This window comes from Acidimicrobiales bacterium (genome assembly GCA_035547835.1).
In the GTDB taxonomy this organism is placed as follows: Bacteria; Actinomycetota; Acidimicrobiia; order Acidimicrobiales; family Iamiaceae; genus DASZTW01.
On the sequence record DASZTW010000017.1, the window covers coordinates 158,306 to 181,631 of the forward strand.

Annotated in this window: 22 protein-coding genes and 1 tRNA gene; 13 read left to right on the forward strand and 10 right to left on the reverse strand. The window is 70.4% G+C overall.

Features of this window, described 5'->3' with window-relative positions; all coding sequences use genetic code 11:
- From dnaJ to dnaK, 3 genes are read right to left on the reverse strand one after another with little or no spacing between them, the layout of a single operon-like run.
- The gene (dnaJ, locus tag VHA73_13415; GenBank protein ID HVX19024.1) at positions 1-1,128 is read right to left on the reverse strand and encodes a molecular chaperone DnaJ; all 1,128 of its coding nucleotides are present in this window, start codon (positions 1,126-1,128) and stop codon (positions 1-3) included.
- A 1-nt stretch (position 1,129) separates the two neighbouring features.
- Positions 1,130-1,780: a nucleotide exchange factor GrpE gene (locus VHA73_13420; GenBank protein ID HVX19025.1), complete on the reverse strand. Its 651-nt coding sequence runs from the start codon at positions 1,778-1,780 to the stop codon at positions 1,130-1,132.
- Positions 1,777-3,618, reverse strand: coding sequence for a molecular chaperone DnaK (dnaK, locus tag VHA73_13425; GenBank protein ID HVX19026.1), 1,842 nt, complete (start codon positions 3,616-3,618; stop codon positions 1,777-1,779). The genes VHA73_13420 and dnaK overlap by 4 nt, the downstream gene beginning before the upstream one ends.
- A 359-nt stretch (positions 3,619-3,977) precedes the next feature.
- Between dnaK and VHA73_13430 the strand changes: the two genes are divergently transcribed.
- Positions 3,978-5,273, forward strand: coding sequence for a hypothetical protein (locus tag VHA73_13430; GenBank protein ID HVX19027.1), 1,296 nt, complete (start codon positions 3,978-3,980; stop codon positions 5,271-5,273).
- A 126-nt stretch (positions 5,274-5,399) separates the two neighbouring features.
- Positions 5,400-6,158: a 2,3-diphosphoglycerate-dependent phosphoglycerate mutase gene (gpmA, locus tag VHA73_13435; GenBank protein HVX19028.1), complete on the forward strand. Its 759-nt coding sequence runs from the start codon at positions 5,400-5,402 to the stop codon at positions 6,156-6,158.
- A 15-nt stretch (positions 6,159-6,173) separates the two neighbouring features.
- Here the strand turns inward: gpmA and VHA73_13440 are convergent, their stop codons facing one another.
- Positions 6,174-6,695 (reverse strand): winged helix-turn-helix domain-containing protein, encoded by a 522-nt coding sequence (locus VHA73_13440; protein ID HVX19029.1) that lies wholly within the window; start codon positions 6,693-6,695, stop codon positions 6,174-6,176.
- Between the two features lie 125 nt (positions 6,696-6,820).
- Here VHA73_13440 and VHA73_13445 point away from each other — a divergent pair, with 125 nt between their 5' ends.
- The 4 genes from VHA73_13445 (at position 6,821) to VHA73_13460 (ending at position 11,636) form a co-directional block, all read left to right on the forward strand.
- Entirely contained in the window at positions 6,821-7,246 is a 426-nt protein-coding gene (locus tag VHA73_13445; GenBank protein ID HVX19030.1) for a cyclic nucleotide-binding domain-containing protein, read from the forward strand.
- Positions 7,247-7,363: 117 nt separating this feature from the next.
- Complete coding sequence (locus VHA73_13450; protein HVX19031.1) at positions 7,364-9,583, forward strand: heterodisulfide reductase-related iron-sulfur binding cluster; 2,220 nt, start codon at positions 7,364-7,366, stop codon at positions 9,581-9,583.
- 176 nt (positions 9,584-9,759) lie between these two features.
- The gene (locus VHA73_13455) at positions 9,760-10,830 is read left to right on the forward strand and encodes a DUF1385 domain-containing protein (GenBank protein ID HVX19032.1); all 1,071 of its coding nucleotides are present in this window, start codon (positions 9,760-9,762) and stop codon (positions 10,828-10,830) included.
- The gene (locus VHA73_13460; GenBank protein ID HVX19033.1) at positions 10,827-11,636 is read left to right on the forward strand and encodes a hypothetical protein; all 810 of its coding nucleotides are present in this window, start codon (positions 10,827-10,829) and stop codon (positions 11,634-11,636) included. The genes VHA73_13455 and VHA73_13460 overlap by 4 nt, the downstream gene beginning before the upstream one ends.
- A 141-nt stretch (positions 11,637-11,777) precedes the next feature.
- Here the strand turns inward: VHA73_13460 and VHA73_13465 are convergent, their stop codons facing one another.
- Positions 11,778-12,650, reverse strand: a complete 873-nt coding sequence (locus VHA73_13465; protein HVX19034.1) for a hypothetical protein — start codon at positions 12,648-12,650, stop codon at positions 11,778-11,780.
- Between the two features lie 110 nt (positions 12,651-12,760).
- Positions 12,761-13,474 carry a PAS domain-containing protein gene (locus tag VHA73_13470; GenBank protein ID HVX19035.1) on the reverse strand — a complete coding sequence of 238 codons (714 nt, stop codon included), beginning with the start codon at positions 13,472-13,474 and terminating at the stop codon, positions 12,761-12,763.
- Positions 13,475-13,579: 105 nt separating this feature from the next.
- Between VHA73_13470 and VHA73_13475 the strand changes: the two genes are divergently transcribed.
- Entirely contained in the window at positions 13,580-15,142 is a 1,563-nt protein-coding gene (locus VHA73_13475; GenBank protein HVX19036.1) for a sigma-70 family RNA polymerase sigma factor, read from the forward strand.
- A gap of 9 nt (positions 15,143-15,151) precedes the next feature.
- Here VHA73_13475 and dcd read toward each other — a convergent pair whose 3' ends face one another.
- On the reverse strand, positions 15,152-15,727 hold the full coding sequence (dcd, locus tag VHA73_13480) for a dCTP deaminase (GenBank protein ID HVX19037.1): 576 nt from the start codon (positions 15,725-15,727) through the stop codon (positions 15,152-15,154).
- Positions 15,728-15,829: 102 nt separating this feature from the next.
- Between dcd and VHA73_13485 the strand changes: the two genes are divergently transcribed.
- Positions 15,830-15,900, forward strand: a tRNA-Gly gene (locus VHA73_13485).
- 80 nt (positions 15,901-15,980) lie between these two features.
- On the opposite strand, the gene VHA73_13490 is transcribed toward VHA73_13485, so the two are convergent.
- Positions 15,981-16,718: a Fic family protein gene (locus tag VHA73_13490; protein ID HVX19038.1), complete on the reverse strand. Its 738-nt coding sequence runs from the start codon at positions 16,716-16,718 to the stop codon at positions 15,981-15,983.
- 633 nt (positions 16,719-17,351) lie between these two features.
- On the opposite strand from VHA73_13490, the gene VHA73_13495 reads away from it, so the two are divergent.
- From VHA73_13495 to VHA73_13510, 4 genes are read left to right on the forward strand one after another with little or no spacing between them, the layout of a single operon-like run.
- Positions 17,352-17,687, forward strand: a complete 336-nt coding sequence (locus VHA73_13495) for an antitoxin Xre/MbcA/ParS toxin-binding domain-containing protein (protein ID HVX19039.1) — start codon at positions 17,352-17,354, stop codon at positions 17,685-17,687.
- Position 17,688: 1 nt separating this feature from the next.
- On the forward strand, positions 17,689-18,231 hold the full coding sequence (locus tag VHA73_13500; protein ID HVX19040.1) for an RES family NAD+ phosphorylase: 543 nt from the start codon (positions 17,689-17,691) through the stop codon (positions 18,229-18,231).
- 44 nt (positions 18,232-18,275) lie between these two features.
- Positions 18,276-18,560, forward strand: coding sequence for a hypothetical protein (locus VHA73_13505; protein ID HVX19041.1), 285 nt, complete (start codon positions 18,276-18,278; stop codon positions 18,558-18,560).
- A 14-nt stretch (positions 18,561-18,574) separates the two neighbouring features.
- A complete protein-coding gene (locus VHA73_13510) occupies positions 18,575-19,711 on the forward strand; it encodes an acyl-CoA dehydrogenase family protein (GenBank protein HVX19042.1) in 1,137 nt (378 codons plus the stop codon).
- A gap of 61 nt (positions 19,712-19,772) precedes the next feature.
- Here the strand turns inward: VHA73_13510 and VHA73_13515 are convergent, their stop codons facing one another.
- A complete protein-coding gene (locus VHA73_13515; GenBank protein HVX19043.1) occupies positions 19,773-21,953 on the reverse strand; it encodes a hypothetical protein in 2,181 nt (726 codons plus the stop codon).
- 20 nt (positions 21,954-21,973) lie between these two features.
- Positions 21,974-22,693 carry a glycosyltransferase family 2 protein gene (locus tag VHA73_13520; GenBank protein ID HVX19044.1) on the reverse strand — a complete coding sequence of 240 codons (720 nt, stop codon included), beginning with the start codon at positions 22,691-22,693 and terminating at the stop codon, positions 21,974-21,976.
- A 112-nt stretch (positions 22,694-22,805) separates the two neighbouring features.
- On the opposite strand from VHA73_13520, the gene VHA73_13525 reads away from it, so the two are divergent.
- Positions 22,806-23,204 (forward strand): hypothetical protein, encoded by a 399-nt coding sequence (locus tag VHA73_13525; GenBank protein ID HVX19045.1) that lies wholly within the window; start codon positions 22,806-22,808, stop codon positions 23,202-23,204.
- The last annotated feature ends 122 nt before the right edge of the window (positions 23,205-23,326 follow it).

A 23,326-nucleotide genomic window follows, 5' to 3' on the forward strand; every position in this document is an offset into this window, starting at 1 on the left:
TCACACCTCCAAGTGGGCGCGGGGCGACTCGGACTGGAGCCCCGCGTAGGCCTCGAGCGCGTGGCGCTCTTCCTTCGACAGCTTGCGCGGCACGGCCAGGTCCACGGTGACCAACAAGTCGCCCGTGCCCTTCGAGGTGGCGACGCCGCGGCCCTTCACCCGGAACGTGCGGCCGGGGTTGGTACCCGGTGGGATCCGCAAGGTGACACCCTCGCCATCGAGGGTCGGCACCCGGATGTCGGCGCCGAGCGCGGCCTCGGGGAAGGTGACCGGGACACGCAGGGTGAGGTTGCGGCCGTCGATGCCGAACCGCTCGTGCGGCGCGACGTGCACCACAACGTAGAGGTCGCCTTGTGGTCCGCCGTTGCGACCCGGGCCGCCACGGCCCTTGAGCCGGATGCGGGCCCCGTCGGTGACACCGGCAGGGACCCGCACCTTGACCTCACGCCGACGCCGCTCGGCGCCCGTGCCGTGGCAGACGGGACAGGGATCGTCGATCACCTGACCCCGGCCGGCGCAGGTGGGGCACGGCTGCGAGAAGCTGAACATCCCTTGGTTGTCGTCGAGCACGCCGCGGCCGCCGCACGTCGGGCAGACCCGCGGCGACGTGCCGGGACGCGCGCCGGTGCCATGGCAGTTCGAGCACGGTGCGTCGGAAGTGAGGTGGACCGACGTGGTGACGCCGTGCACCGCGTCCTCGAAGGACAGGTGCAACTCGGCTTCGAGGTCGTCGCCGCGGCGCGGCCCACCCGTACGGCCCGGACCGCCACGGCCCCCGCCGCGCCGGAACAGCCCACCGAGCAGGTCGCCGATGTCGCCCTCGAACGTGAAGCCGCCGCCGGGCGCGCCGAACCCTCCGCCGGCGCCTCCCGGACCGAAGCCGCCCATCGGACCCATGCGCCGGACCTCGTCATACTCCTTGCGCTTGGCTTCGTCGCCGATGACGTCGTACGCGGACGAGATCTCCTTGAAGCGCTCCTCCGCCGACGGGTCGTTGGGGTTCGCGTCAGGGTGGTACTGGCGGGCCAGCTTCCGATAGGCGCGCGTGATCTCCTTGGCGGTGGCCGTCTCCGGCACGCCAAGGACCTTGTAGTAGTCGACATCGAACCACTCGCGCTGGGGAGGCAACTCAGCCCTTCACCTTCACCATGGCCGGGCGCAGGACCCGGCCCTTCCAGCTGTAGCCGGGCCGCAGCACGTCGGCGACGATCGGGCCGTCGGCCTCACCGTCGCCGGGTTCGTGCATGACGGCCTCGTGGAGCGATGGGTCGAACGCGTCGCCCTCGGGATCGATGCGGGCCATGCCCTCTTTTTCGAGCGCCCCGAGCAGCGCCGCGTAGATCGGCTCGACCTCCGCGGCGCCGTGGCGGACCGCCGCGTCGCACGCGTCGAGCACGGGCAGCAGCGCGTCGGCCAGTCGGGCGCTGGCCTGGTCGGCCGCGTCGGACTGCTGGCGGGCCACACGCTTGCGGTAGTTCTCGAACTCGGCCTGCACCCGCTGCAGGTGCGAGAGGTAGCCATCGCGCTCGGCCGTCATCGCCGCGAGCGGGTCGTCGCTCGCGTGCTCGCCAGCGGCCGCCCCGGTCGCCCCGGTCGGGGCACCGCCCGTGGTGGCGTCGGCCGCCAGGGCCGCGCCGTGCACCGGCTCGGCCTGGTCGCCCGCGCCTTCACCGCCTGCGCCGGTGGCCGCGGCGTCTCGAGGGTTGGCGGAGCCCGCGGGCTCCGCCACCTCCTGTTGATCCTCGGGCCGGTTGCCCGATCCGTTCATGTCGGGGCTCACGACTCGCCTTTGTCGTCCTCGTCGACGATCTCGGCATCGACGACCTCGTCGTCGTCGGCGACCGACGGGCCTGCAGCCGCGCCGGCGCTGCCGGACTCGGCGGACGCCTGCTCGTACAGCCGCTGCGTGAACGCCTGGCTGACCGACAGCAGCTGCTCGTGGGCCGTCTTGACGGCCTCGATGTCCTCACCGGCGAGCGCCGTCTTCAGCTCGCCCAACGCCGACTCGACGTTGGTCTTCTCCTCACCGGAGAACTTCTCGCCCTGGTCCTTGAGGAGCTTGTCGGTCTGGTACACGAGGCTGTCGGCCGAGTTGCGGACGTCGGCTTCCTCGCGCTTGCGGCGGTCCTCGTCGGCGTGCGCCTCGGCGTCGCGGACCATCTGGTCGATGTCCTCCTTCGACAACGAGGACTGACCGGTGATGGTCATCGACTGTTCCTTGCCGGTGGCACGGTCCTTCGCCGACACGTGGACGATCCCGTTGGCGTCGATGTCGAACGTGACCTCGATCTGCGGGATGCCCTGCGGCGCCGGCGGGATGCCGACCAGCTGGAACTTGCCGAGCGTCTTGTTGTACGCCGCCATCTCGCGCTCGCCCTGCAGGACGTGGATCTCCACCGACGGCTGGTTGTCGGCCGCGGTGGTGAACACCTCGGTCTTCTTGGTGGGGATCGTGGTGTTGCGCTCGATGAGCTTGGTGGAGACGCCACCGCGGGTCTCGATGCCGAGCGACAGCGGCGTGACGTCGAGGAGGATCACGTCGGTGACCTCACCTTTCAGCACGCCGGCCTGCACGGCTGCGCCGACGGCCACGACCTCGTCGGGGTTCACGCCCTTGTGCGGGTCCTTGCCGGTCATCTCGCGGACAAGGTCGATGACCGCCGGCATGCGGGTGGACCCACCCACCATCACGACGTGGTCGATGTCGCCCTTGGAAAGGCCGGCGTCTTTGATGGCCTGCTCGAACGGGCTGCGGCAGCGCTCCAGCAGGTCGGACGTGAGCTCTTGGAACTTCGCCCGCGTCAGCGCGTAGTCGAGGTGCAGCGGCCCCGAGTCGGTGGCCGTGATGAACGGCAGGTTGATCTGCGTGTTGGTGACCTGCGACAGCTCGATCTTGGCCTTCTCGGCGGCTTCCTTCAGCCGCTGGAGCGCCATGTTGTCCTTGCCGAGGTCGACGCCGTGGTCACCCTTGAACGAGTCGACGAGCCAGTCGATGACCTTCTGGTCCCAGTCGTCGCCGCCGAGCTTGGTGTCGCCGTGGGTCGACTTCACCTCGAACACGCCCTCGCCGATCTCGAGGATCGACACGTCGAACGTGCCACCGCCGAGGTCGAAGACGAGGATCGTCTGGTCCTCACCTTCCTTGTCGAGGCCGTACGCCAACGCCGCGGCCGTGGGCTCGTTGATGATGCGCAGCACCTCGAGGCCGGCGATCTGGCCGGCTTCCTTGGTGGCGGTGCGCTGCGCGTCGTCGAAGTAGGCCGGCACCGTGATCACCGCTTGGTTGACGGTGTCGCCGAGGTACTCCTCCGCGTCGCGCTTCAGCTTCTGGAGCACCCGCGCCGAGATCTCCTGCGCCTTGTACTCCTTGCCGTCGATGTCGATCGACCAGTCAGTGCCCATGTGGCGCTTGGCCGAGCGGATCGTGCGGTCGGGGTTGGTGATGGCCTGGCGCTTGGCCACCTCGCCGACGAGCACTTCGCCGGACTTGGAGAACGCCACCACCGAGGGGGTGGTGCGAGCGCCTTCTGCGTTGGGGATCACCACGGGGTCGCCGGCTTCGAGCACTGAGACGACCGAGTTGGTGGTGCCGAGGTCGATGCCGACGGCCTTGGGCATGAGGTTGCCTCCGAGATGGTTCGGGTTGGTTGTGTTGGTCGGTGTTGCGGGTGCGAACGGCAGCCCCGCCAGCCCGACGGTAGGGCCTGTGGTGGCCCGCATGACGTCGGTCGGACGGTTCGCCGTGCTCCACCAGCATAAAAGTTGAGCGCCCTGTTATCAACTTCGGTGCCCGAAAAATCTTCGGTGCGCCGGGTGTGCCGACGGGCGAGCCGGGAGAAGCAGGCGGCGCCGTTCCGGCGCCTGGCTCGACGATTCGGCGCTGCCGGCATCGGCGTCACCGAGAAATGGTGATTGGTAACGTGCGGCGGTCGGTCCCGGCCGCGGCGCCGTGACCAGGGCGACCCGAGGAGGAACCCATGACCGACGCACCCGACCGCGCTGCCTGGATGCCCGACCCGACCGGCCGTCACGCTCAGCGTTGGTTCGACGGCACGAAGTGGACCCACCACGTCGCCGACGCGCACGGCGTCACCAGCACCGACTCCTTCGAGCAGACCAGCCCGGCCGCGGGTGCCACCACGGCGAGCCCGGCCACGGGCGCGGCGGCGTCAGACCCCGCCGCCGGCACCGCCACCGACGCGGGGGCGGGCGCAGGAGCGCCGACCGTCACCTCGGGTGCCGAAGCCGGTACCGAAGCCGGTGCCGGGGCCGCTTCGGGAGCGGGTGCCGGGGCCGCTTCGGGCGCGGGTGCGGCGGGTTCCGACCCGGCTTCGATCGACCCCACCACGATCTCGCCGAGCGCGGCCATCCAGTCCGACCCGACCACCGCGTACCAACCGCCCCAGCAGGCGTCACCGCAACCGGACGTCGGAGGGGGCACGGGCTGGGGCGCGCCGCAGCCCGGGAACGCCAGCCAGCCAGGTCAGGCGGCGGCCCCGCCGCCCTGGTCGCAACCCGAGGCCGCGGCCCCGCCGCCCTGGTCGCAACCCGAGGCCGCCGCCCCGCCAGGCCAGCAAGGCCCTGCAGAAAACGCTGCCGGCTGGGGTGCCCCGCAGCCCGCCGGCGCGCCCGACGCCGCGGGATGGGGAGCACCGCAGGCACCCGGCGCACCCGCGCCAACCGCATGGGGCCAGCCGCCGCAGGGCCAGCCCCAGGGCCCGCCGCAGGCTTGGGGGCAACCCGCGCCCGCTGGCGTCGCGCCCGGGCAGCCCCAACCAGGTTGGGGAGCACCCCAGGCCGCGCCGTATGGTGCCGCGGCCCCCTCGCCTGCGACGGCGGTCAACCCGATCTCGGCGGGCGTCGTGGCAATCGGGGCGATCTTGGTGATCGTCGCCCTGTTCGCGCTCGACTGGGTCAGCCCCGGCGCCGGCAAGCTCACCGACATCCACAAGGCCATCGACGAGCTACGGAAGGCCGGCACCGACGACGTCACGTTCTTGTCGAAGATCTTCCCGTCGTGGGGCTACATCGTGGCGCTGATCGTGGGGATCGGCTCGGCGGCCGCCGCGCTGTTCGTCAAGGCACTCCGGCCGATCGCCTTGGCCGTGTGCGTGGTGATGGCGGGGTGGTGCCTGTTCTTCGGCTTCGACATCGTCCACTGGGCCAGCCAGGACGGCCTCGCCGACCTTTCGGTCGCCGTGGGCGCCTGGCTCGCCGCCGTCGGCTTCCTCGCCGCCGGCATCGGAGCGATGATCCCGGCCAAGAAGCGCTGACCCTGACCACCCCCTCCGTGCTGTGAGCACTTGCCCACCCAGGAGGTGGCTACGTGCTCACAGCACGGGGGGGTGGGGGTGGTCAGATGGGCGGGACGGGGCGGGCGCGTCATACGCTCGGCGGCCATGTCGACCCTCGTCTTGTTGCGTCACGGCGAAAGCACCTGGAACGCCGAGAACCTGTTCACCGGTTGGTGGGACTGCCCCCTGTCGGATGCGGGCGAGGCACAGGCCGCCGAGGCGGGCCGCTTGCTGGCCGAAGCCGACGTCGACCTCGACGTCCTGCACACCTCGGTGCTCACCCGAGCCATCCAGACCGCCCAGCTCGCGCTGGCCCAGATGGGACGTCCGTGGCTGCCGGTGCGGCGTCACTGGCGCCTCAACGAGCGCCATTACGGCGACCTGACCGGCCGCAACAAGGCCGAGACCGCCGCGAAGTTCGGCGCCGACCAGGTGAAGGTGTGGCGGCGCAGCTACGACGTGCCACCGCCGCCGATCGCCGCCGACAACGATCACAACCCCAACGACGACCGCCGCTACCGCGACCTCGCGCCCGACGTGGTACCCGGATCCGAGTGCCTCGCCGACGTGGTCGACCGCATGCTGCCCTACTGGTTCGACGCGATCGTGCCCGACTTGGTGGCCGGCCGGGTCACGCTCGTGGTAGCGCACGGCAACTCGTTGCGGGCACTCGTCAAGCACCTCGACCGGATCGGCGACGACGAGATCGCGGAGCTCAACATCCCGACCGGCGTGCCGTTCGTGTACGAGCTCGGCCCCGACTTCCGCCCCCTCGACACCAAGGGCCTCCTGGACCGGGCGCTCGGTGACGTGGCGGCGGCCAAGGCGGCGGCCGAAGCGGTCGCCAACCAGGCCAAAGCCTGACGCGGCTCGAGACCGTCAGCTGACGACGGGATCGGCCGCTGCTCTGCGCTCGGACACGGGCTCCATCAGGTAGCCGCGTGAGCGCACGGTGCGGATCGCCAGACCGACCGTCGCGAGCCGGCGCCGCAACCGCAGCACGTGGACGTCGAGCGCGTTGCGACCCGGCGCGTCGTCCGGCCAACCCCGGGCCACGAGCGTGGTGCGACTGACCACCGCGCCGTAGCGGTCGAGCAAGGCGCGGGCGAGGCGCGCCTCCACCGGCGGCAGCGACACCCAACGCCCGGCGTTGCGAAGCACGCCGTCGCCGTCGAGCACCGGCTCGCCGGCCTGGGCAGCCGCGGTCCGCTGCGCCAAGCCGCTCAAGCGCGCCTGGAGATCACGGGGATCGGCCGGTACCCGAATCCAGTCCTCGGCGTCGTCGGCGAGCGCAGGAGGGTCGACGTCGCCTTCGACCAACAGCAGGCGCGGCACCGCGCTGGCACGCAGACCGGCCAACCGCTCCGATTCAGCAGGGAACCGGACGAGCTCGACGTCCATGGCCTCCGAATGTATGCACCCGACATTTCGCCGGTGTTTCGTCCGTATGAACGGTGCCGGAGCCGCGCCGGACCGCACCGAGTTTTCCGGGCGCAACGACGAGCGGCCTCGTATGCTGCCGGGCCATGGCCGGACGGACCGAACACCTCGAGCACCTTGCAAAGCAGCCTCTCTTTTCCGCCTGCTCCAAGCGGGAGCTCCAGCGCATCGCCCGCGCGTTCGACGAACTCGAAGTGCCTGCGGGCCGGGTGCTGGTCGACCAGGGCCAAGCCGGTCGCGAAGCGTTCATCGTGTTGGACGGCACCGCCACGGTCTCGCGCAACAACCGCAAGGTCGCGACCTTGTCGAGCGGTGAGCAGTTCGGCGAGCTCGCCCTCCTCGACCACGGCCCTCGCACGGCCACCGTCACCGCGGAGACGCCGATGCGGCTGCTGGTCGCGTCGAGCCGCAGTTTCGCCGGCGTCATCGACGACGTGCCGTCGATCGCCCGCAAGCTGCTGGCCGAGCTCGCCGGTCGCATCCGCGAGCTCGACCGCAAGATCTACGGCTGACGCTCGTCCGGACGACCTTCCGTCCCCATTGGGATGTCGGCGCGCCGGGTCACCGAGCCGATGAGCGCGGCCGATAGTTCGGACCCCTCGGCCCGACCGGGGTAGGTTCGCGTCGCTATGGACAAGCGGCGTGTTCAGCTGAAGCCCACGTACCTCGTGCTCGGCATCGGGGTGCTGTTCGCAGTCGTGACGGCGGCCTCCGGGATCGTCGCCACGATCACCCAATGGCACGACGACAAGCACCGCATACAACGCGAGGTGTTCGGCGGCGTGCCGTCCGCGGTGAAGCTCGTCTTCTACATCGTCATCCCGCTGATGTTCCTGTACGGCGCGGTGCTGTTCGCCAACCGCGTGAAGAACTGGCAGCGCGGCGGCCCCGACCGGCGGGCCACCACCCGACACAACGCCGAGCGCCGCGTCCGAGACCTCCGCTCGGGCGTCTACATGCAGACCCTGTTGCGCGATCCCGCCGCCGGGGTCATGCACTCGATGATCTACTTCAGCTTCCTCGTCCTGGTGGCCGTGACGACGGTGCTCGAGATCAACCACCAGATGCCGCGGTCGGCCAAGTTCCTGTACGGCGGCATGTACGAGGGCTACTCGCTGGTCGGCGACCTCGCCGGTGCGGTGTTCGTGCTCGGCCTGCTGTTCGCGATCCTGCGCCGCTACGTGCAGCGGCCCTACCGCATCCGGATCAAGACGAAGCCGGAGCACGCCGTCATCCTCGGCACGTTCCTGGTGATCGGCATCACCGGCTTCTTCACCGAGGCCTTCCGCATCGCCGCTGCGGGGATGCCGAGCTTCGAGAAATGGTCGGTGATCGGCTGGCCGATCGCCCACGCGGTGCGCAACTGGAGCCACGTCGCCGGCGCCCACCAGGTGCTGTGGGGCGTGCACGTCGTGGCCTTCGTCGTGTTCCTGGCGATCCTCCCCACCACGATGTTGCGCCACATGTTCACGTCGCCGCTCAACCTCTACCTGCGCGACAAGGAACGCCCCAAAGGCGCCATGCGGCCCATGCCCAACCTCATGGAGACCGAGCTCGAGAGCTTCGGCGCCTCGACCATCCCCGACTTCACCTGGAAGCAGTTGCTCGACACCGACGCCTGCACCATGTGTGGTCGCTGCACGTCGGTGTGTCCGGCCCACGGCACCGGCAAGCCGCTCGACCCCCGCGAGATCGTGCTCAAGGTCGGTGAGGTCATGGCGGCCACCGGCGACCCGGTCGTGTCGCCGCCGATCGGCACGTCGGTCGACATCACCGTCAAGGCCGACTCCGTGTTCGAACGGATCACGTCGGAAGAGCTCTGGGCCTGCACGAGCTGCAAGGCGTGCGACGAGAACTGCCCGGTCGGCATCGAGATCCTCGACAAGATCCTCGACATGCGGCGCTACCTGACGCTCATGGAGTCCGACTTCCCGACCGAGCTCGGCAACGCATACCGGGGCATGGAGAACTCGGGCAACCCCTGGGGCATGAGCCAGGCCGACCGGGGCCAGTGGGCCGAGCAGCTCACCGGCATCGACATCGTCGAGCCCAGCTCGCCACTCGACCACGAGTACTTGTACTGGGTCGGCTGCGCCGGCTCGTTCGACGACAAGAACAAGAAGGTCACCCAGGCCACGGCCAAGCTGCTGCAACGGGCCGGCGTCGACTTCGCCATCCTCGGCCCGGCGGAGAACTGCACGGGCGACCCGGCCCGCCGCTCCGGCAACGAGTACATCTTCCAGATGCTGGCCACCCAGAACATCGAGACGCTCAACGGCATGGGCGTCAAGAAGATCATCACGCAGTGCCCGCACTGCTTCAACACCTTGATGAACGAGTACCCGCAGCTCGGGGGCCACTTCGAGGTGGTCCACCACAGCCAGTTCCTCGAGTCGCTCATCGCCGACGGCAAGCTCGACCTCAGCAAGGCTCGGCTCGAGGAACGGGTCGTGTACCACGACTCGTGCTACCTGGGTCGCCACAACGACGTGTACGCCGCGCCGCGCAACGTCATCGGCAGCCTCGGCGGCATCGAGGTGGTCGAGGCGCCCCGCAACGGCACAAAGAGCCGCTGCTGCGGCGCCGGCGGCGCCCGCATGTGGATGGAGGAGACGGTCGGCACCAAGGTGAACGACGACCGGGCCGCCGAGTTGCTCGCCACCGGTGCCACCCGGATCACGACCGCCTGCCCGTTCTGCTACATCATGATCGACGACGGCGTGAAAGCGGTCCCGGGCGCCGACGACGAGGTCAAGGTCACCGACATCTCGATGACCCTCCTCGAGGCCATCGAGGCCGGCGAAGACACCCGCTCCGCCGAGCCCGCCAACCTCGAAGTCGTCGACTGACCCTCCCGACCCCACCCGAGCGCACCCCACCGAAATCCGCTGCTGTGAGCACTTGACCACCTCCTCGGTGGTTGAGCGCGCACAGCAGGACGGGTTGGGAGCCGACGAGGCGGGCGCGGCGGGGGTGGGGGTGGGCCAGACTGGAGTTTCCGGGTCGCCGACCGACAGGAACCACCATGGCCGACACCTCCTCCTCTGCGCCCGCGTCCTCGGGCACCGCGCCCGCGCCGCCAGTTGCAGGCGGAGTCCACTCGGACGCCGCGCTCGAGCTCGCCCCCGACATCGGTGCGATCGGCGGGCAGGCGCTGATCGAGGGCGTGATGATGCGTCGGGCCGACCACTGGGGCGCGGCCGTCCGCTGCGACGACGGCTCGGTGAAGACGACCGCCGAGGAGTTGAAGGACCTGGGCATCTGGCGCAAGATCCCGCTCGCCCGAGGCGCAATCGCACTGGTGGAGTCGATGACGGTGGGGATGCGGGCGCTGTTGTGGGCGGCTTCCGAGCGCGCCACCGAGGAGGAACAAGCGCCGACCCGGGTTGGTCTGGCGCTGTCGGCCGTCATCGCCATCGTCTTGTCGCTCGCCGTGTTCGGCGTCGGGCCGGCGGCCGTCGCGCACTGGGTCGGGCCGAAGTCGTCGGTGCTGTTCAACCTCGCGGAAGGCGCGGTCCGGCTGGCACTGCTGTTCGGCTACCTACTGTTGCTGTCGGCATCGTCGGAGGTCCGGCGCACGTTCGAGTACCACGGCGCCGAGCACATGACCATCCACGCGCTCGAGCACGGCCTGGCGCTCACGCCCGACAACATCCGCCGCTTCGACCGCCGCCACCCTCGCTGCGGCACCAGCTTCTTGGTGGTCACCGTGATCGTGGCGGTCGTGGTGTTCACCTTCCTCGGTCGACCGAGCCTGCCCTGGCTGATCGTCTCGCGGATCGTGCTGTTGCCCGTGGTGGCCGGCCTGTCGTATGAGGCCATCCGGTTCGCGGGCAACCACCGCCACTCGTGGTACGGCAAGGTCCTGATGGTGCCCGGCAACCTGGTGCAGCGAATCACCACCCGGCCCCCATCGGACGACCAGATCCAGGTTGCCGTGGAGGCCCTGTACGCCGTGCTCGCCGTCAGCCCGGTTCCCGGCCTGGTCCTGCCCGCCCATGGACCGACAACCCCGCCTCCGGCATCCGCCAGCGGACCGACCCGGGACACACCCGCACCACCCGCGGTCGAGCCCGCCGTCTCACCGCCGACATGAGGCGCTCGGCGCGGGCGCGCCTGCCGAACCGCGCCGTGTTCGACACCTTCGGCCTCACGTACGCGCCGCACGGTCGCCGTTGGCTCGCCGCGTGCGCCGCGTGCGCCGCGATCGTCATCGAGATCCTGTCGTTGCGCGGGGTGATCCCGTACGTGGTCATCGGCGGCATCGCGGTGTCGTGGTCGCTCGTGCCGGCGGTCGCGCTGGCGGTGGCGTGTGGGCCGGAGATCGCGGGACGGCAGCAGTCGCGCGTGGCAGCCGTGGTGTTCGGCGCCATCGCCGGCCTGACGTTGATCGTCGCGTCCGCCCTGCTGATCGCCGGTGGCCACGGTCTCGTGCTCACCGGCTTGATCGTGGTGGCCGCGACCGAGGAGCTCGTCTACCGCCTCGCCATTCCCGCCCTCGCCGCGGGCGTGCTGCATCTGGTGGGCGTGCCGGCCAAAGTCGCACGACCGCTGGGGTTCGTGGCGGGAGGCGTGTGGTTCGTGTTGCTGCCCGGGCATCGCCAGCAGTGGACCACCAACGGCAACATCCTGGCTTTCATGGCGTTCGCGACGCTCGCCGCGATGGTGGTCTACAGCTCGCGGGCAGTGCTGGCTGCCGCACTGGTCCACCTCGCCACCGACGTCCTCACGTCGCTGTACGTGCTCGGCCAGGTGACCCTCGGCCAGCGGGGAGCTTTGGTCGCCGCGCTGCTGGCGTTGATGGTGTTGGCGTACTCGTCGCCCGAGTACCGCAGGGAACGACGACGACTCCGACGCCAGGCTCGGCTGTCCCCCAGCGGACGGCCGAACCCGACGTCGTGAGTGGCGGCCGCACGCCAGCCGGATAGAACCGGCGTGCGGCCGACCTGCGTGGTGTGGCGCGGCGTGCGGGCGTCGCCACGCCACACCATGCGAGCTGCCAGGCCAGCGGTGGCTCGGACCGGCCCCAGTGCCGGCCCGAGCTCACCGTGGTGGCGGAACGGGCGGGCCGAGATCGTGGGGCGGGACGATCGCGATCTGATCGATCGACGCCAGCGCGTCGGCCAGATCGTCGGGCAGCGGCTGTGGTGTGACGGTCCACGTCGCGTGAGCGAGTGCCGGGTCGGTGGCCAGGGCCAACTCGAGCGTGACGACCCGGTCGCCGACCGCATGTACCGGGCTGAGCGCGACGCAGCAGGCGCCGTCGACGACGGCCACTGTCTCCCCTGAGGTGAACACCGCACGGACCTGCCGTGCGACCGCGTCGAGCTCGACGATCGCCGCGAGGGTCGGCCGGCGCTGGAGCCGGACCGTCAGCAGCGACCACAGCGACGACGAGCGGACACCGAGCGCCGTGGACTGCGCGTAGAGCTGCACGATCCTGGTGCGGAGGTACGCACCGGTGTGCAGGCCCGTGCGGATGTCGACGCACTGGTCGCGGTTCGCCAGTCGCTCCTGCTCCTCTGCCCAGGCGGCGAGCGCCACTTGCTGCAAGCTGAGGACGTCGAGCCGCTGCCGGCCACCCGAGCCGAGCTGGCGGGCCGCGGCCTCCACTGCCCGGGCCACGTCGGGCGGCCGGGAGCCCACCGCTGCTTCGTCGCGACCGAACTCGGCGACGGCGGCCACCAACGGGTGCGGCGGCTCGACGTCGACCGACCCGACTTGGCCACCATCGGCGACGGCCTGGAAGCAGGCTTCGGCGAGACCGTGGTCGGTCAGCGGGTCGACCAAGTGCGCGGACTCGGTCGTGGCGGTCGCGGTACCGCTGACGAGGGCGAGCAGCCGAGCGGCCGGGTCGCCCGCCTGCGACACGGCCGGCGGCCCAGCGAGGGGATCTTGGCGGTTGGGCTCGTTCACGCCCCATGAGAGGAACCGCCCCACCGATCATGACGCAGATGGAGCGAATTTCTTCTGGCCGCGCCCGCCGTGTCGGCGACGCGGGCCGCGCCGGCCGTAGCGAGCCGGTGTCAGGTGAGCAGCGACGCCGCCTCGTCCAGCGCCGCGCCGCCGATCAGGCTGAGCACCGCGAACGGCTCGCCGTCGGCTGACCGGAGCGCGAGCGTGGCGACCATCGGTCGCGACCCTCCGGCAGGGTGCGCGTACACGACCGCACCGCGATGGTCGCGGCGGCCCGTCCCCACGCAGTACGCCACGGGGTCGGCCAGCCACGGCACCCGCTCACCGTCGGTTGTGCGCAACCTGCGGCCGAGCTCGGCTTCGACCGGTCCTGCGAAGAACTCCGGCGAGAGACCGAGCAGCTTGCTGGCCACCCGGTTCGCCGTCACGATCTCGCCGCCGGGCGCGACCACCACGAGCGCGTCGAACGTCGACGCCAACATGAGGTCGCGCGCCGCCTCGACCCAGCGCGACCGGGGCGTCTCGGCCAGGAACACCCGCACGCCGCCGAACGACGGGTGCCGGTCGCCCGACACGATCGCGTCGACCCACACCCACCCACCGGTGGCCCGCCACAGGCGCAGCTCGCAGCCGCCGAGCGGCGGATCAGCGTCGAGCAGCCGCAACAGGCGGTCGAGCGCCGGGTCGTCGGCACCGAGCAACGTGGCGATCGACTGGCCCACCAGCTCCTCGACCGAGCGGTGGAGGAGCTCCGCCGCGTCGGTGTCGGCCCACACGATGGCGCCCTCGGGGTCGAGGTACAGCGAGCCGCCGGCCGCGTTCACGCGACGTTCGTTAGCACAGCCGATCCACCCGGTGACAGGATTGTCACGGTCCGAGTGCGAATGCGCACGAACGACCCGGTGACCAGGAGCAGACAGGTGAACCCGGTGGCCGACACGTCCGTCGCCAGCGATGCAGACCTCATCACTCGGGCCCGGGAGGGCGACGAGGACGCTTTCGCGGCCTTGTGGGAGCGCCATGAGGCCGCGGCACGGCGGCTGGCCGGTACGTATGCCCGCAACGACGCCGATCGCGACGACCTCGTGTCGATCGCCTTCGAGCGGGTGCTGGGCGCGGTTCGCAACGGCGGCGGACCCGACGAATCGTTCCGCGCGTACCTGTTCGTCACACTGCGGCGAGCGGCTGCCGAGGCCGCCAAACGGCGCGAGGAGCTGCCGCCGCAAGGCTTGATCGACTTGGCGATCGAGGCCGACGAGCCGCCCCTCGAAGGCGAGGAGCGCGAGTTGATCACCCGGGCGTTCGCGTCGCTCCCCGACCGCTGGCAGACGGTGCTGTGGCACACCGCAGTCGAGGGACGGGCGCCACGTGAGCTGGCACCGCGCCTCGGCGTGTCCCCCAACGCGGCGGCGGCCATGGCGTACCGGGCACGCGAGAAGCTGCGCCAGGCGTACCTACAAGCCCATCTCCAGCAGGCACCACGGCCGGGTTGCGAGCCGCATACCGCCCTACTCGGGTCGTACGTGCGCGGCGCCCTGTCGGCGCGCGACCACCGCGCGGTGGAGGCGCACCTGGAGCACTGCGAGCACTGCCAGGCGTTGGTGGCCGAGCTCCACGACGTCAACTCGCTGCTGCTGCGGGCCGTGCTGCCGATCCTGGCGGTCGGCGGCGCCAAGGCCGCTGCGGTCGCGGGCGGCGCGGCGGCGGGCGGCACCGGCGGGCTCGCCGTGGTCCGGTGGTTGAGCGGCCGCTCGGGTCCCGGCCCCCAAGCCGGTGCGGTGGCCGGCGCGGCTGCAGCCGTGGTCGCCGTCGTGATGGCCTCGGTCGCGCTGGCCGGTGGGTTCCGGGGCGACCACCACCACACGCAGCTCGCTGCCGAGCGTCCCGCGCCATCGGTCGCCGCGCCCGCGCCCCCGTCGACCGCACCGCCGGCGACGCCCACCACGGCGGCGCCGACCACCGTGTCGCCCACCACCACCTCGACCACCGTGCCACCCACCTCCACCTCCTCGCTGGTGCCGGCACCACGGGCGATTCCGGTGCCGACCACCGCGCCCGACCCGCCGGTCACCACGCCCCGCACGGCCCCGACCACCACGCCGCCACCGCCGTCGACGGCGCCGCCGACTGCACCGCCCACGCCGCCGACGACCGTCCCCACCAAACCCGTGTTGTGGTTCGGTGGCTCCTACAGCCACGCCCACCCCGGGCTCCGCTCGACCAGCTTCCTGGTCGGGAACCGCAAGCCCTCGAGAGCGGCAACCGGCCTCGTGGTGGTGTTCGCCGCCGACCACGGTGCGGTGAGCCCGATACCCGGCGGACCGGGGTGGAACTGCGGGCCGGCCAACCACCACTTGACGTGCCGGTGGAGCGGGTCGCTCGCGCCGGGTCAGACCACCAACGTGCTCGGTTGGGACGCGCCCGGCGCCACCAAGGTCACCATCACCGCCACCACCGACCAGGGCGCCACCCAGTCGGTGACGCTCCAATAGCCGCCGCGCTCAGCGGGTGGGGGTGGTGAAGTTCTCCCAATAGCGGCTCGGCGTCGGGCCGCGCTGGCCCTGGTACTTCGATCCGACCTCGGCCGACCCGTACGGCACGTCGGCCGGGGTGGTCATGCGGATGAAGGAGATCTGGCCGATCTTCATGGCGGGATACAGCGTGATGGGCAACGTGGCGACGTTCGAGAGCTCGAGGGTGAGGTGACCCTGGAAGCCCGCGTCGACGAACCCCGCCGTCGAGTGGATCAGCAGACCGAGTCGACCCAAGCTCGACTTGCCCTCGAGACGGGCCACGAGGTCGATCGGGAGCTGCACCATCTCGGCAGTGGAGCCGAGCACGAACTCGCCGGGGTGCAACACGAACACGTCGTCGGCGGAGATCTCGACCAGCTCGGTGAGATCCTCGAGGTTCTGCTTCACGTCGATCATCGGCATCGTGTGATTCCGGAACACCCGGAAGTAGCGGTCGAGCGTGAGGTCGATCGACGACGGCTGGATGTAGGACGGGTCGAGCGGATCGACCACGATCCGCCCGGCCTCGAGCTCTTCACGGATGGACCGGTCAGACAGGATCACGCCGGGCACGATACTCGCCGCCGCCCCGGCACCCCGGCGGCGTCGCGGCGGACGCCGGAATCCTGGCGTCTGATGGCGATCCGGTAGGGTGATCGCTCCCTCGCGGGTGTAGTTCAATGGTAGAACAGCAGCTTCCCAAGCTGAGAACGCGAGTTCGATTCTCGTCACCCGCTCTCGTAGGAAGGCCCAGGTCAGCCGTGTTTCCGGTGCCTGGGCCTTCATCGCGCAAGGCCCGAGATCGGCGGGCGTGACCCTAACGTGACCCTACGGATCGGCCGCTTGTGACGTCGGCCTCCTCGGACTGGTCCCGCACCACGAGGGGCAGAAGGTTCAACAGCACGTCCTCATGAGCAGCGAAGCCTCCGTCTCGCTCGACGATCAGGTCGAGCCCCACGAGTTCATTGAGGTCTCGAGTGAGAGTCTTCGGCCCACAAGCGGCGTAGGCGGCGGCGAGGTCAGGCGTGAGCCGCGGGAGATCCTTCTTGGCGACGGCGCCGCGGCCGAGGAGGGTGTTGGCGATCAGGCTTCGCCGTTGGCGCATCTCGATGTCGCGGCCGGTCACCTGTTCAGCGACGTGCTCGTGCCAGGTGAGCCGGACCTGGCGGTCGTAGACGAACTGGAGTTGGCCGGTCAGTCCGGACACGAAGCCCTCGGCGCAGTACTCCAGGAACCGGCTGACATCGCCCCCGGACTCACTGGCGTAACGGAGTTGGCGGTAGTACTCGTCACGGGTGTCGTTGCAGTGGTTGGAAATGAGGTGGGCGGCGGATGTCGGCACCCCCGAGGTCACGAGCACGAGGTACTCGCAGAGGCGAGCTGTGCGGCCGTTGCCGTCGCCGAAGGGGTGGATCCATGCAAGGTACAGGTGTGCCATCGAGGCGCGGATGATCGCGGTCGGTAGGCGCATGTGCCCTTCACCGGCGAAGCCCGAACCGTTGAGCCAATCACACATCCACGCGAGGAGGGCTTCGCACTCAGCAGTTCTGTCCACGGGGCTAGGGCCTCTGAGCAGCGAGAATACAAACTACAAGTGTGTAACTTGTCCATCTATCCGTCCGAGGATGTCCCGAGACTTGTCCCGGGAGGCGTCCAAGAGCTGGTCGAGCGCATCGGCGATGGCTCGGCCCCGCTGCCTGGTGGAGTGCTGGTAGCGGCGTCGCCGGAAGCCACCCGGGCACCAGATACGCCCCAGCACGGAGGTGTCCCTGCGCTCGCAGACTCGCCTGCACGAAGGCGGCGCTGGCGGTCCGATCCCCAGGGAGGAGCGGCGAGGACGGGGCCCAGCTCGCAGCTGTGAGCTTGCCGACGTCGAAGGCCGCCTCATGCCGGAAGCGCCAACCGTGCGTGCCGACCAGCGGGCTGGCGCCGTGCTCCTGAAGCGTGCCCACCAATTCGGGCTTCCGCTCGGCCCAGGCTCCGTCGACGATTCCCCGCGGGAGATCAAGCGCGGTGGAGAAGAGGTCCGCCGGCCCTACGCAACGATCCACCGCCTTGTAGTTCTCGTCGCCGATGCGCGGGACCGTGTCCGAAGTCGAGGTCCACTGGATTGTCTCCTTACGAGCACTCGACGTATAGTATGACATATGCACGACGTATTGGTACATGTTGGGGCGACGAGGAGACCATGACCACACTCACCTCTCTGTTGGACCACCTCTACGAGGGTGACGTCGTCGACACGGCCGACCTGGCGCGGGTGAGCGACACCAACCCTCGAAGCGTGGCCCGGTGGAAGGCCGAGGCCGCCACCCCACGGCGTGACGCCGAGGAGCGCCTGCTCGAGCTCCGCGCGGTCATCGACCTCGCTCGACGCGTCATGCGCGACGACGCCGCCCGGTTCTGGATGCGCTCGCCGAACCCCGACCTCGGCTACGAGAAGCCCCTCGACCTCATCGCCGCCGGCCAGTACCAGCGCGTCGTCGACCTACTGCTCGCGTTGGCGGAGGGCGTGACCATCTGACATGCCGTCGCTCGACCCTCGGGCGATCGGTCTTGCGCCGGCTGCCTCGCTCTCCGTTGTCGCCTACCGGAACCAGGCCAAGGGGTTCGACCCCCGCAGCGGTGACGGTGCACGACGCCTTGGCGGCCGGTTCAACCCGCCACACAGCTTCCCGGTGCTCTACCTCTGCCTCACTCGACCATGCGTGGTCGCGGAGCTGACGCGACAGGCCGAGCGGCAGGGGCTCAACGTCGACGCCCTCCTGCCTCGCGAGCTGTTCGAGATCAGCGCCGACCTCGACATGGTCCTCGACCTCACCGACGCGGCAACTCTGGACGCGATCGGCGTCGCCCCGTCTGATCTTGTCCGCGAGGACCACCGGTTCACGCAGGAGATCGGCGACGCAGCCCACGAGCACGCCTTCCAGGCCATCCGCTCGCCGTCTGCGACCGGAGTCGACCAAGTCCTGGCAGTCTTCCCCGAGAAGCTCGCCGGTACCGTCCTCGACGCGAGGCCTCTCGGCGAGTGGAACACTCCAGACGACCTTGCCCACCTCGCTCCTTGATCGACCGATTCCAATCCTCGATCCCGAAACTGGGAATCGCAGCGTTGACATCCAACGTTCTGCGCGGGCACGGCAACCGCCGCCTCTCCCGAACCGTGAACCGCCAGAACAACGCAGCGGTTCACCGCATCGCGGCCACCCAGATGCGCTGTCACGACGACGCCCGCACCTACCTCGAACGGCGAATGAACCAAGACCACAAGACCAAGACCGAAGCGCTCCGAGCCCTCAAACGACGCCTCTCCGACATCGTCTACCGAGCCCTGCTCGCCGACACCCAACCAACCGACCAAGCCGGCAGAGCGGACTTGCTCGCCGCCGCCGCTTGACATAGGAGCAAACCATGGCCGATCTCGACGCCGACCGCGACCTCGACGCGTTCACCGCACGGGCAGCCGCCTTCCTGGCCGACGCCGCGGCCGCCGGCACCGCACCGGTCGACTGGGGGGCGATCGTGCCGCCCGAACGGGTCGACGAGGCCCGTGCCTGGCAGGCCGAGCTCCACGCCGCCGGCTTCGCCGGCATCCACTGGCCCGTCGAGTACGGCGGCCGTGGCCTGACGATCGAGCACACCGCGGCATGGACCACCGAGTGCGCCAAGGCCGAAGCGCCGGCCTTCCTGAACATGGTCGGGCACGTGCTCACCGCGGGATCGCTGCTGCTGTTCGGCAGCGATCAGCAGAAGGCGGCATACCTGCCCGGCATCGCGTCGGGCGACAAGGTGTGGTGCCAGCTCTTCAGCGAGCCCGGCGCGGGCAGCGACCTGGCGTCGCTCACGACACGGGCGGTGAGCGACGGCGACTCCTACGTGCTCACCGGGCAGAAGGTGTGGTGCTCCAACGGTCGGGTCGCCGACTTCGGCATCTGTCTCGCCCGCACCCTGTCGCTCGACGAGCAGCCCAAGAAGCACAAGGGCATCTCGTTCTTCCTGGTCGACATGACCGCGCCCGGCATCGAAGTCCGGCCGCTGCGGCAGATGACCGGCGGCTCGGAGTTCGACGAGGTCTTCATCGACGAGGTCACGATCCCGGCCAGTTCCCTGCTCGGTCCGGAGCACGAGGGCTGGGGGGTCGCCATGGCCACGTTGACCAACGAGCGCGGCCACATCGGCAGCGCGTCGATCTCGATGCAACGCCGCCTCGACCGCATGGCTGCCGGGCTGGCCGGGGCGACCTCGGCGCTCGAGCGCCAGCGGGTGGCGTCGCTGATCGGCCGCGGCAACGTGCTGGCCATGCTCGGCGGCCGCCAAGGGCCCGTGGCCAGCGTGGCGTCGTCGCTGTCGAAACTCGGCGTGACCGAGCTGATGTTCGACGCCGCCGTCGCCCGCTCCGACGCCGCCGGCGCCAACGGCATGCTCGCGGGCAGCGACGCGAACGGTCTGGTCGCCGCGCCCGGTGGACGCATCGCCGGCGGCACGACCCAGGTGCAGAAGAACATCATCGGCGAGCGGATCCTCGGCCTCCCGAAAGACCCGAGCTGAGCGCCGCGGCGCGGGGCCGCCGCCGTTCGGGCGCGGGTAGCCGCCACTCGACGGCGACCGGTCAGCGCGCCAGCGACTGCACCACGAGCGTCACCGTGTGGTCGTACAGGTCGGCGGTCAGCGCCACGTAACGACGCGCGTCGGCGCCGGCCAGGTCGCCGAGATCGAGCGCGTCGAGCTCGACCAGGGTGGCGAAGCGTCGCTGCGCGAACAGCCCGGCGGGATCGGCGCGCGACTGCTCGACCGCCCGCGCCAGTTCAGCGGTGACTCGGCCGGTGCGCACCTCGTCCCGGCCGATGGCCGACAAGTGGAGACCGCCACGTGATCGGACTTCGGCCACGAGACGACGCCGCAGCGTTTGGCGCTGCGCTCGCTGGTCCGCCGACAAGCCATCGTGATGGGCGATGATCCGCCCGCGCACGGCGCCGGCATCGACGTCGGGGCCGGACAGGATCGACAGCTCGATGTCGGCGTTCGAACCGTTCCATCGACGGTGGTCCCCCACTTGGCGCACCATCGACTGGTCGTGGCCGAAGGTGGGCACCACGAAGTCGATCCCGTGGCTCTGCAACATGGACAGCAAAGCCGGAGCGACCGCAAACAGCGCCTTGGACGGCAGCGCGGGCGGGCGACCCGGGTCATCGACCAACACCGCGTGGTTCCGCAACGCGGGTGCGGCTTGAGCGAACAACGACTTCGTCGCCCCGATGGCCCACATCGACCCGCCGCTCCCCCGGTCGACACGCGGCAAGTTCGCGCCGGCGATCACCGCCAGGACCATCACCAGCCCGAGCGCGATGAGCGCGGGTAGCGACCTTCCCGGCGACGACCGGCGTGGGTCTGCGCCACTCGTCGGTCGTGCAACCGGCTCGGCGCTCCGATCGCCCAGGGCGCGTTCGTCGCCGCCAGCGTCGCCGGCGTGGGCGGGATTGTGGACCTGTCCCCGGTCGGCTCGGCGGTCGGTCACCGCGCCGGCAGCGGACAGCACCAACGCGAACCAACTGAACATCGCGATGGGCCACATCCACTGCACGTACGCCGGGACGAGACCGAACGGCGACGTGCTGCGCGTCGCGCTCAGCAGACCGAGCGCCAGCGCGACCACCACGACCATGCCGAGCGATGCTCGCGTCCGATCGCCTCGCTTCCAGGCGAGCACCGCCAGACCCACGGTGACCACCACGACGAGCGCGAGCAGGAGCCCGGGCACGACCGCGTCGGACGCGGTGGGGTGCAGCGAGAAGCGGGGGTGGTCCCAGCTGCCCAGCAGCCAGAACGGTGGGCGGGCCACCACCGAGCCCAGCGCGTCGACGGCACCCGGCAGCCCCGGCGTCTGCGGCGGCTTCACCGACGAGGCCTGCCACAGTCGGGTGAAGTTGCCCTTCGAAGCGGTGAGCTGCTCGTACAGCGGGGCCGACCAGCACACGAGCAACGCCGCGAGCCCGACCAGCAGGCCGCGGCGGTCGCGGCGCGACAGCCACCGGCGGCGACGACCGGCCCGCCGGTCAAACCCGTGGTCGACCAGCGCGACGACGAGCGCGGCGGCCAGCAGGCCGGGCACGAGCAGCACGTAGCTCAGGTGGGTCTGGAGCGTGAAGCTGCCGGCCACCACCGCGACCCACAGCACGCCGAGGTCGCCGTCGGCCACCGACCACACGCCGAACAGGAACAAGACGAACGGCAACATCGCCGCGTTCGGGTTCCACGGGTCGTAGAGCAGCACGCTGCCGAACGTGAGCGACATCGCCGACATGGCGACCAGCGCGAGGATCGCGCCGAGAGGGCCGGCACGACGGCGGGCCAGGCACGCCGCGAGCACCACGCTGGCGGCGTTGACCAGCGCCATCCCCACCGCCACGCCGGCGCCGACGCCGAGGACGGCGACCGGAACGGCGAGGCTCACGAACAACGCTGGCCCGGGGTGGTTCAGCCACTGGTGCGACCACATCGAGGCAGAGGACCACGTGCCGAGCAGCGGTGGGCGGTTGGTGAAGACGTCCTGCGCGCGAAGGCCGACGATCCCGTCGTCGCCGGTCGGGTACCAGCCGCTGGTCGCGGCGCGAAGGCCGGCAACCAGGATCGGCGTGATCGCCACCGCGACCGCGACCACGAACCACCAGTCGAGCACGCCGCGCGCGACTGGCCCGTCGCCACGGCCGCCCGCACCGCGGCCGCCACCGCCGGCTCGGACGGTTGCCGGCAGACCGCTCCCCGCCGCCCGAGCCATCGCCGCCCGAGCCATCGCCGACCGCGCCATCGCCGTCAGCCGGCTCGGCGGGCCCGCAGCGCCCAGGGCCGGGCGTACTTCACGATGCACCACAATGCGGTGACGCCGTCGCGCCAACCGATCTTCTTGCCCTCGTCGTACGTGCGCCCGCGGTAGCTGATCGACACTTCGTAGACCCGGAACCCGCCGCGCGCGACTTTCGCAGTGATCTCCGGCTCGATGCCGAAGCGGTCCTCGCGCAAGTCGAGCGACTGGATCACCTCGCGGCGAAACGCCTTGTAGCACGTCTCGATGTCGCTCAAGTTCAGGTTGGTCAACATGTTGGACAGCAGTGTCAGCAGCGAGTTGCCGAGGTAGTGCCAGAAGTAGACCACCCGCCGGGCGCTGGCGGTGATGAACCGCGAGCCGTACACGACGTCGGCGTCGCCGGCCAGGAGCGGCGCGAGCAGCACCGGGTACTCGGCGGGGTCGTACTCGAGATCGGCGTCTTGCACGATCACGTACTCGGCGCTCGCCATGGCGAAGCCGCGTCGCAGCGCGGCACCCTTGCCGAGGTTGACGGGCTGGTGGAGCACGCGGACGCGCGGGTCGTGGACGTCGTCGAGCAGCTCGGCTGATCGGTCGGTGGAGCCGTCGTCGACCACGATGAGCTCTGCCGTCCAAGGCGATGCCAACACCCGGTCGATCACTTCGGTGACCGTCGCCTCTTCGTTGTAACAAGCCATGACCACCGAGAGGCACGGGGTGGGCTCCATCGGTAGCAACCTACTGGCCACCCGCCCGCCGTCCGGGTGACGCGACGACCTCGGCCCGTCCGACTCACGGGACGATTTCGCAAGCGCCGTCCGATCGGGCAGCATCGAGGTGATGGCTCAACCCGCCAGGTCTGGCTTGTTCCGGCGTCTGTGGCCCGCCGGCCAAGACGACGGCGCCCGCGCGTTCCGGCTCGCCGCGATCGCGCTGACCGGCGTGATGGCCGTGATGCTCGTGATCGTGGTGGTCGCCGCCATCATGTCGCCCGAGTCGAAGGACCAGCAGCAGCAGGCCCACCAAGACGCCATCGCCAACCCGCAGAGCGTGTCGCAACCCGACTACGGCCAAAAGCCCCAGCACAGCAGCGACCCCGGCGGCTGGGAGCAGCTGGCGCTCGGCGGCTTGTTGTTCGGCGGGATCGGCCTCTGTGGTCTGTGGGTGGTGCACACCAGCCGCAAGGCGCGAGCTGCCCGCGACCAACGCCGCGCGCCCGGCACCGCGCCGAGCGCCTGAACGAGCACCGACACCCCGCGCTGCGCCACCCCGTCCCGCTGTGAGCACTTGGCCACCTCCCCGGTGGCCAAGTGCTCACAGCACCGGGAATCACAGCACCGGGAATCACAGCACCGGGAATT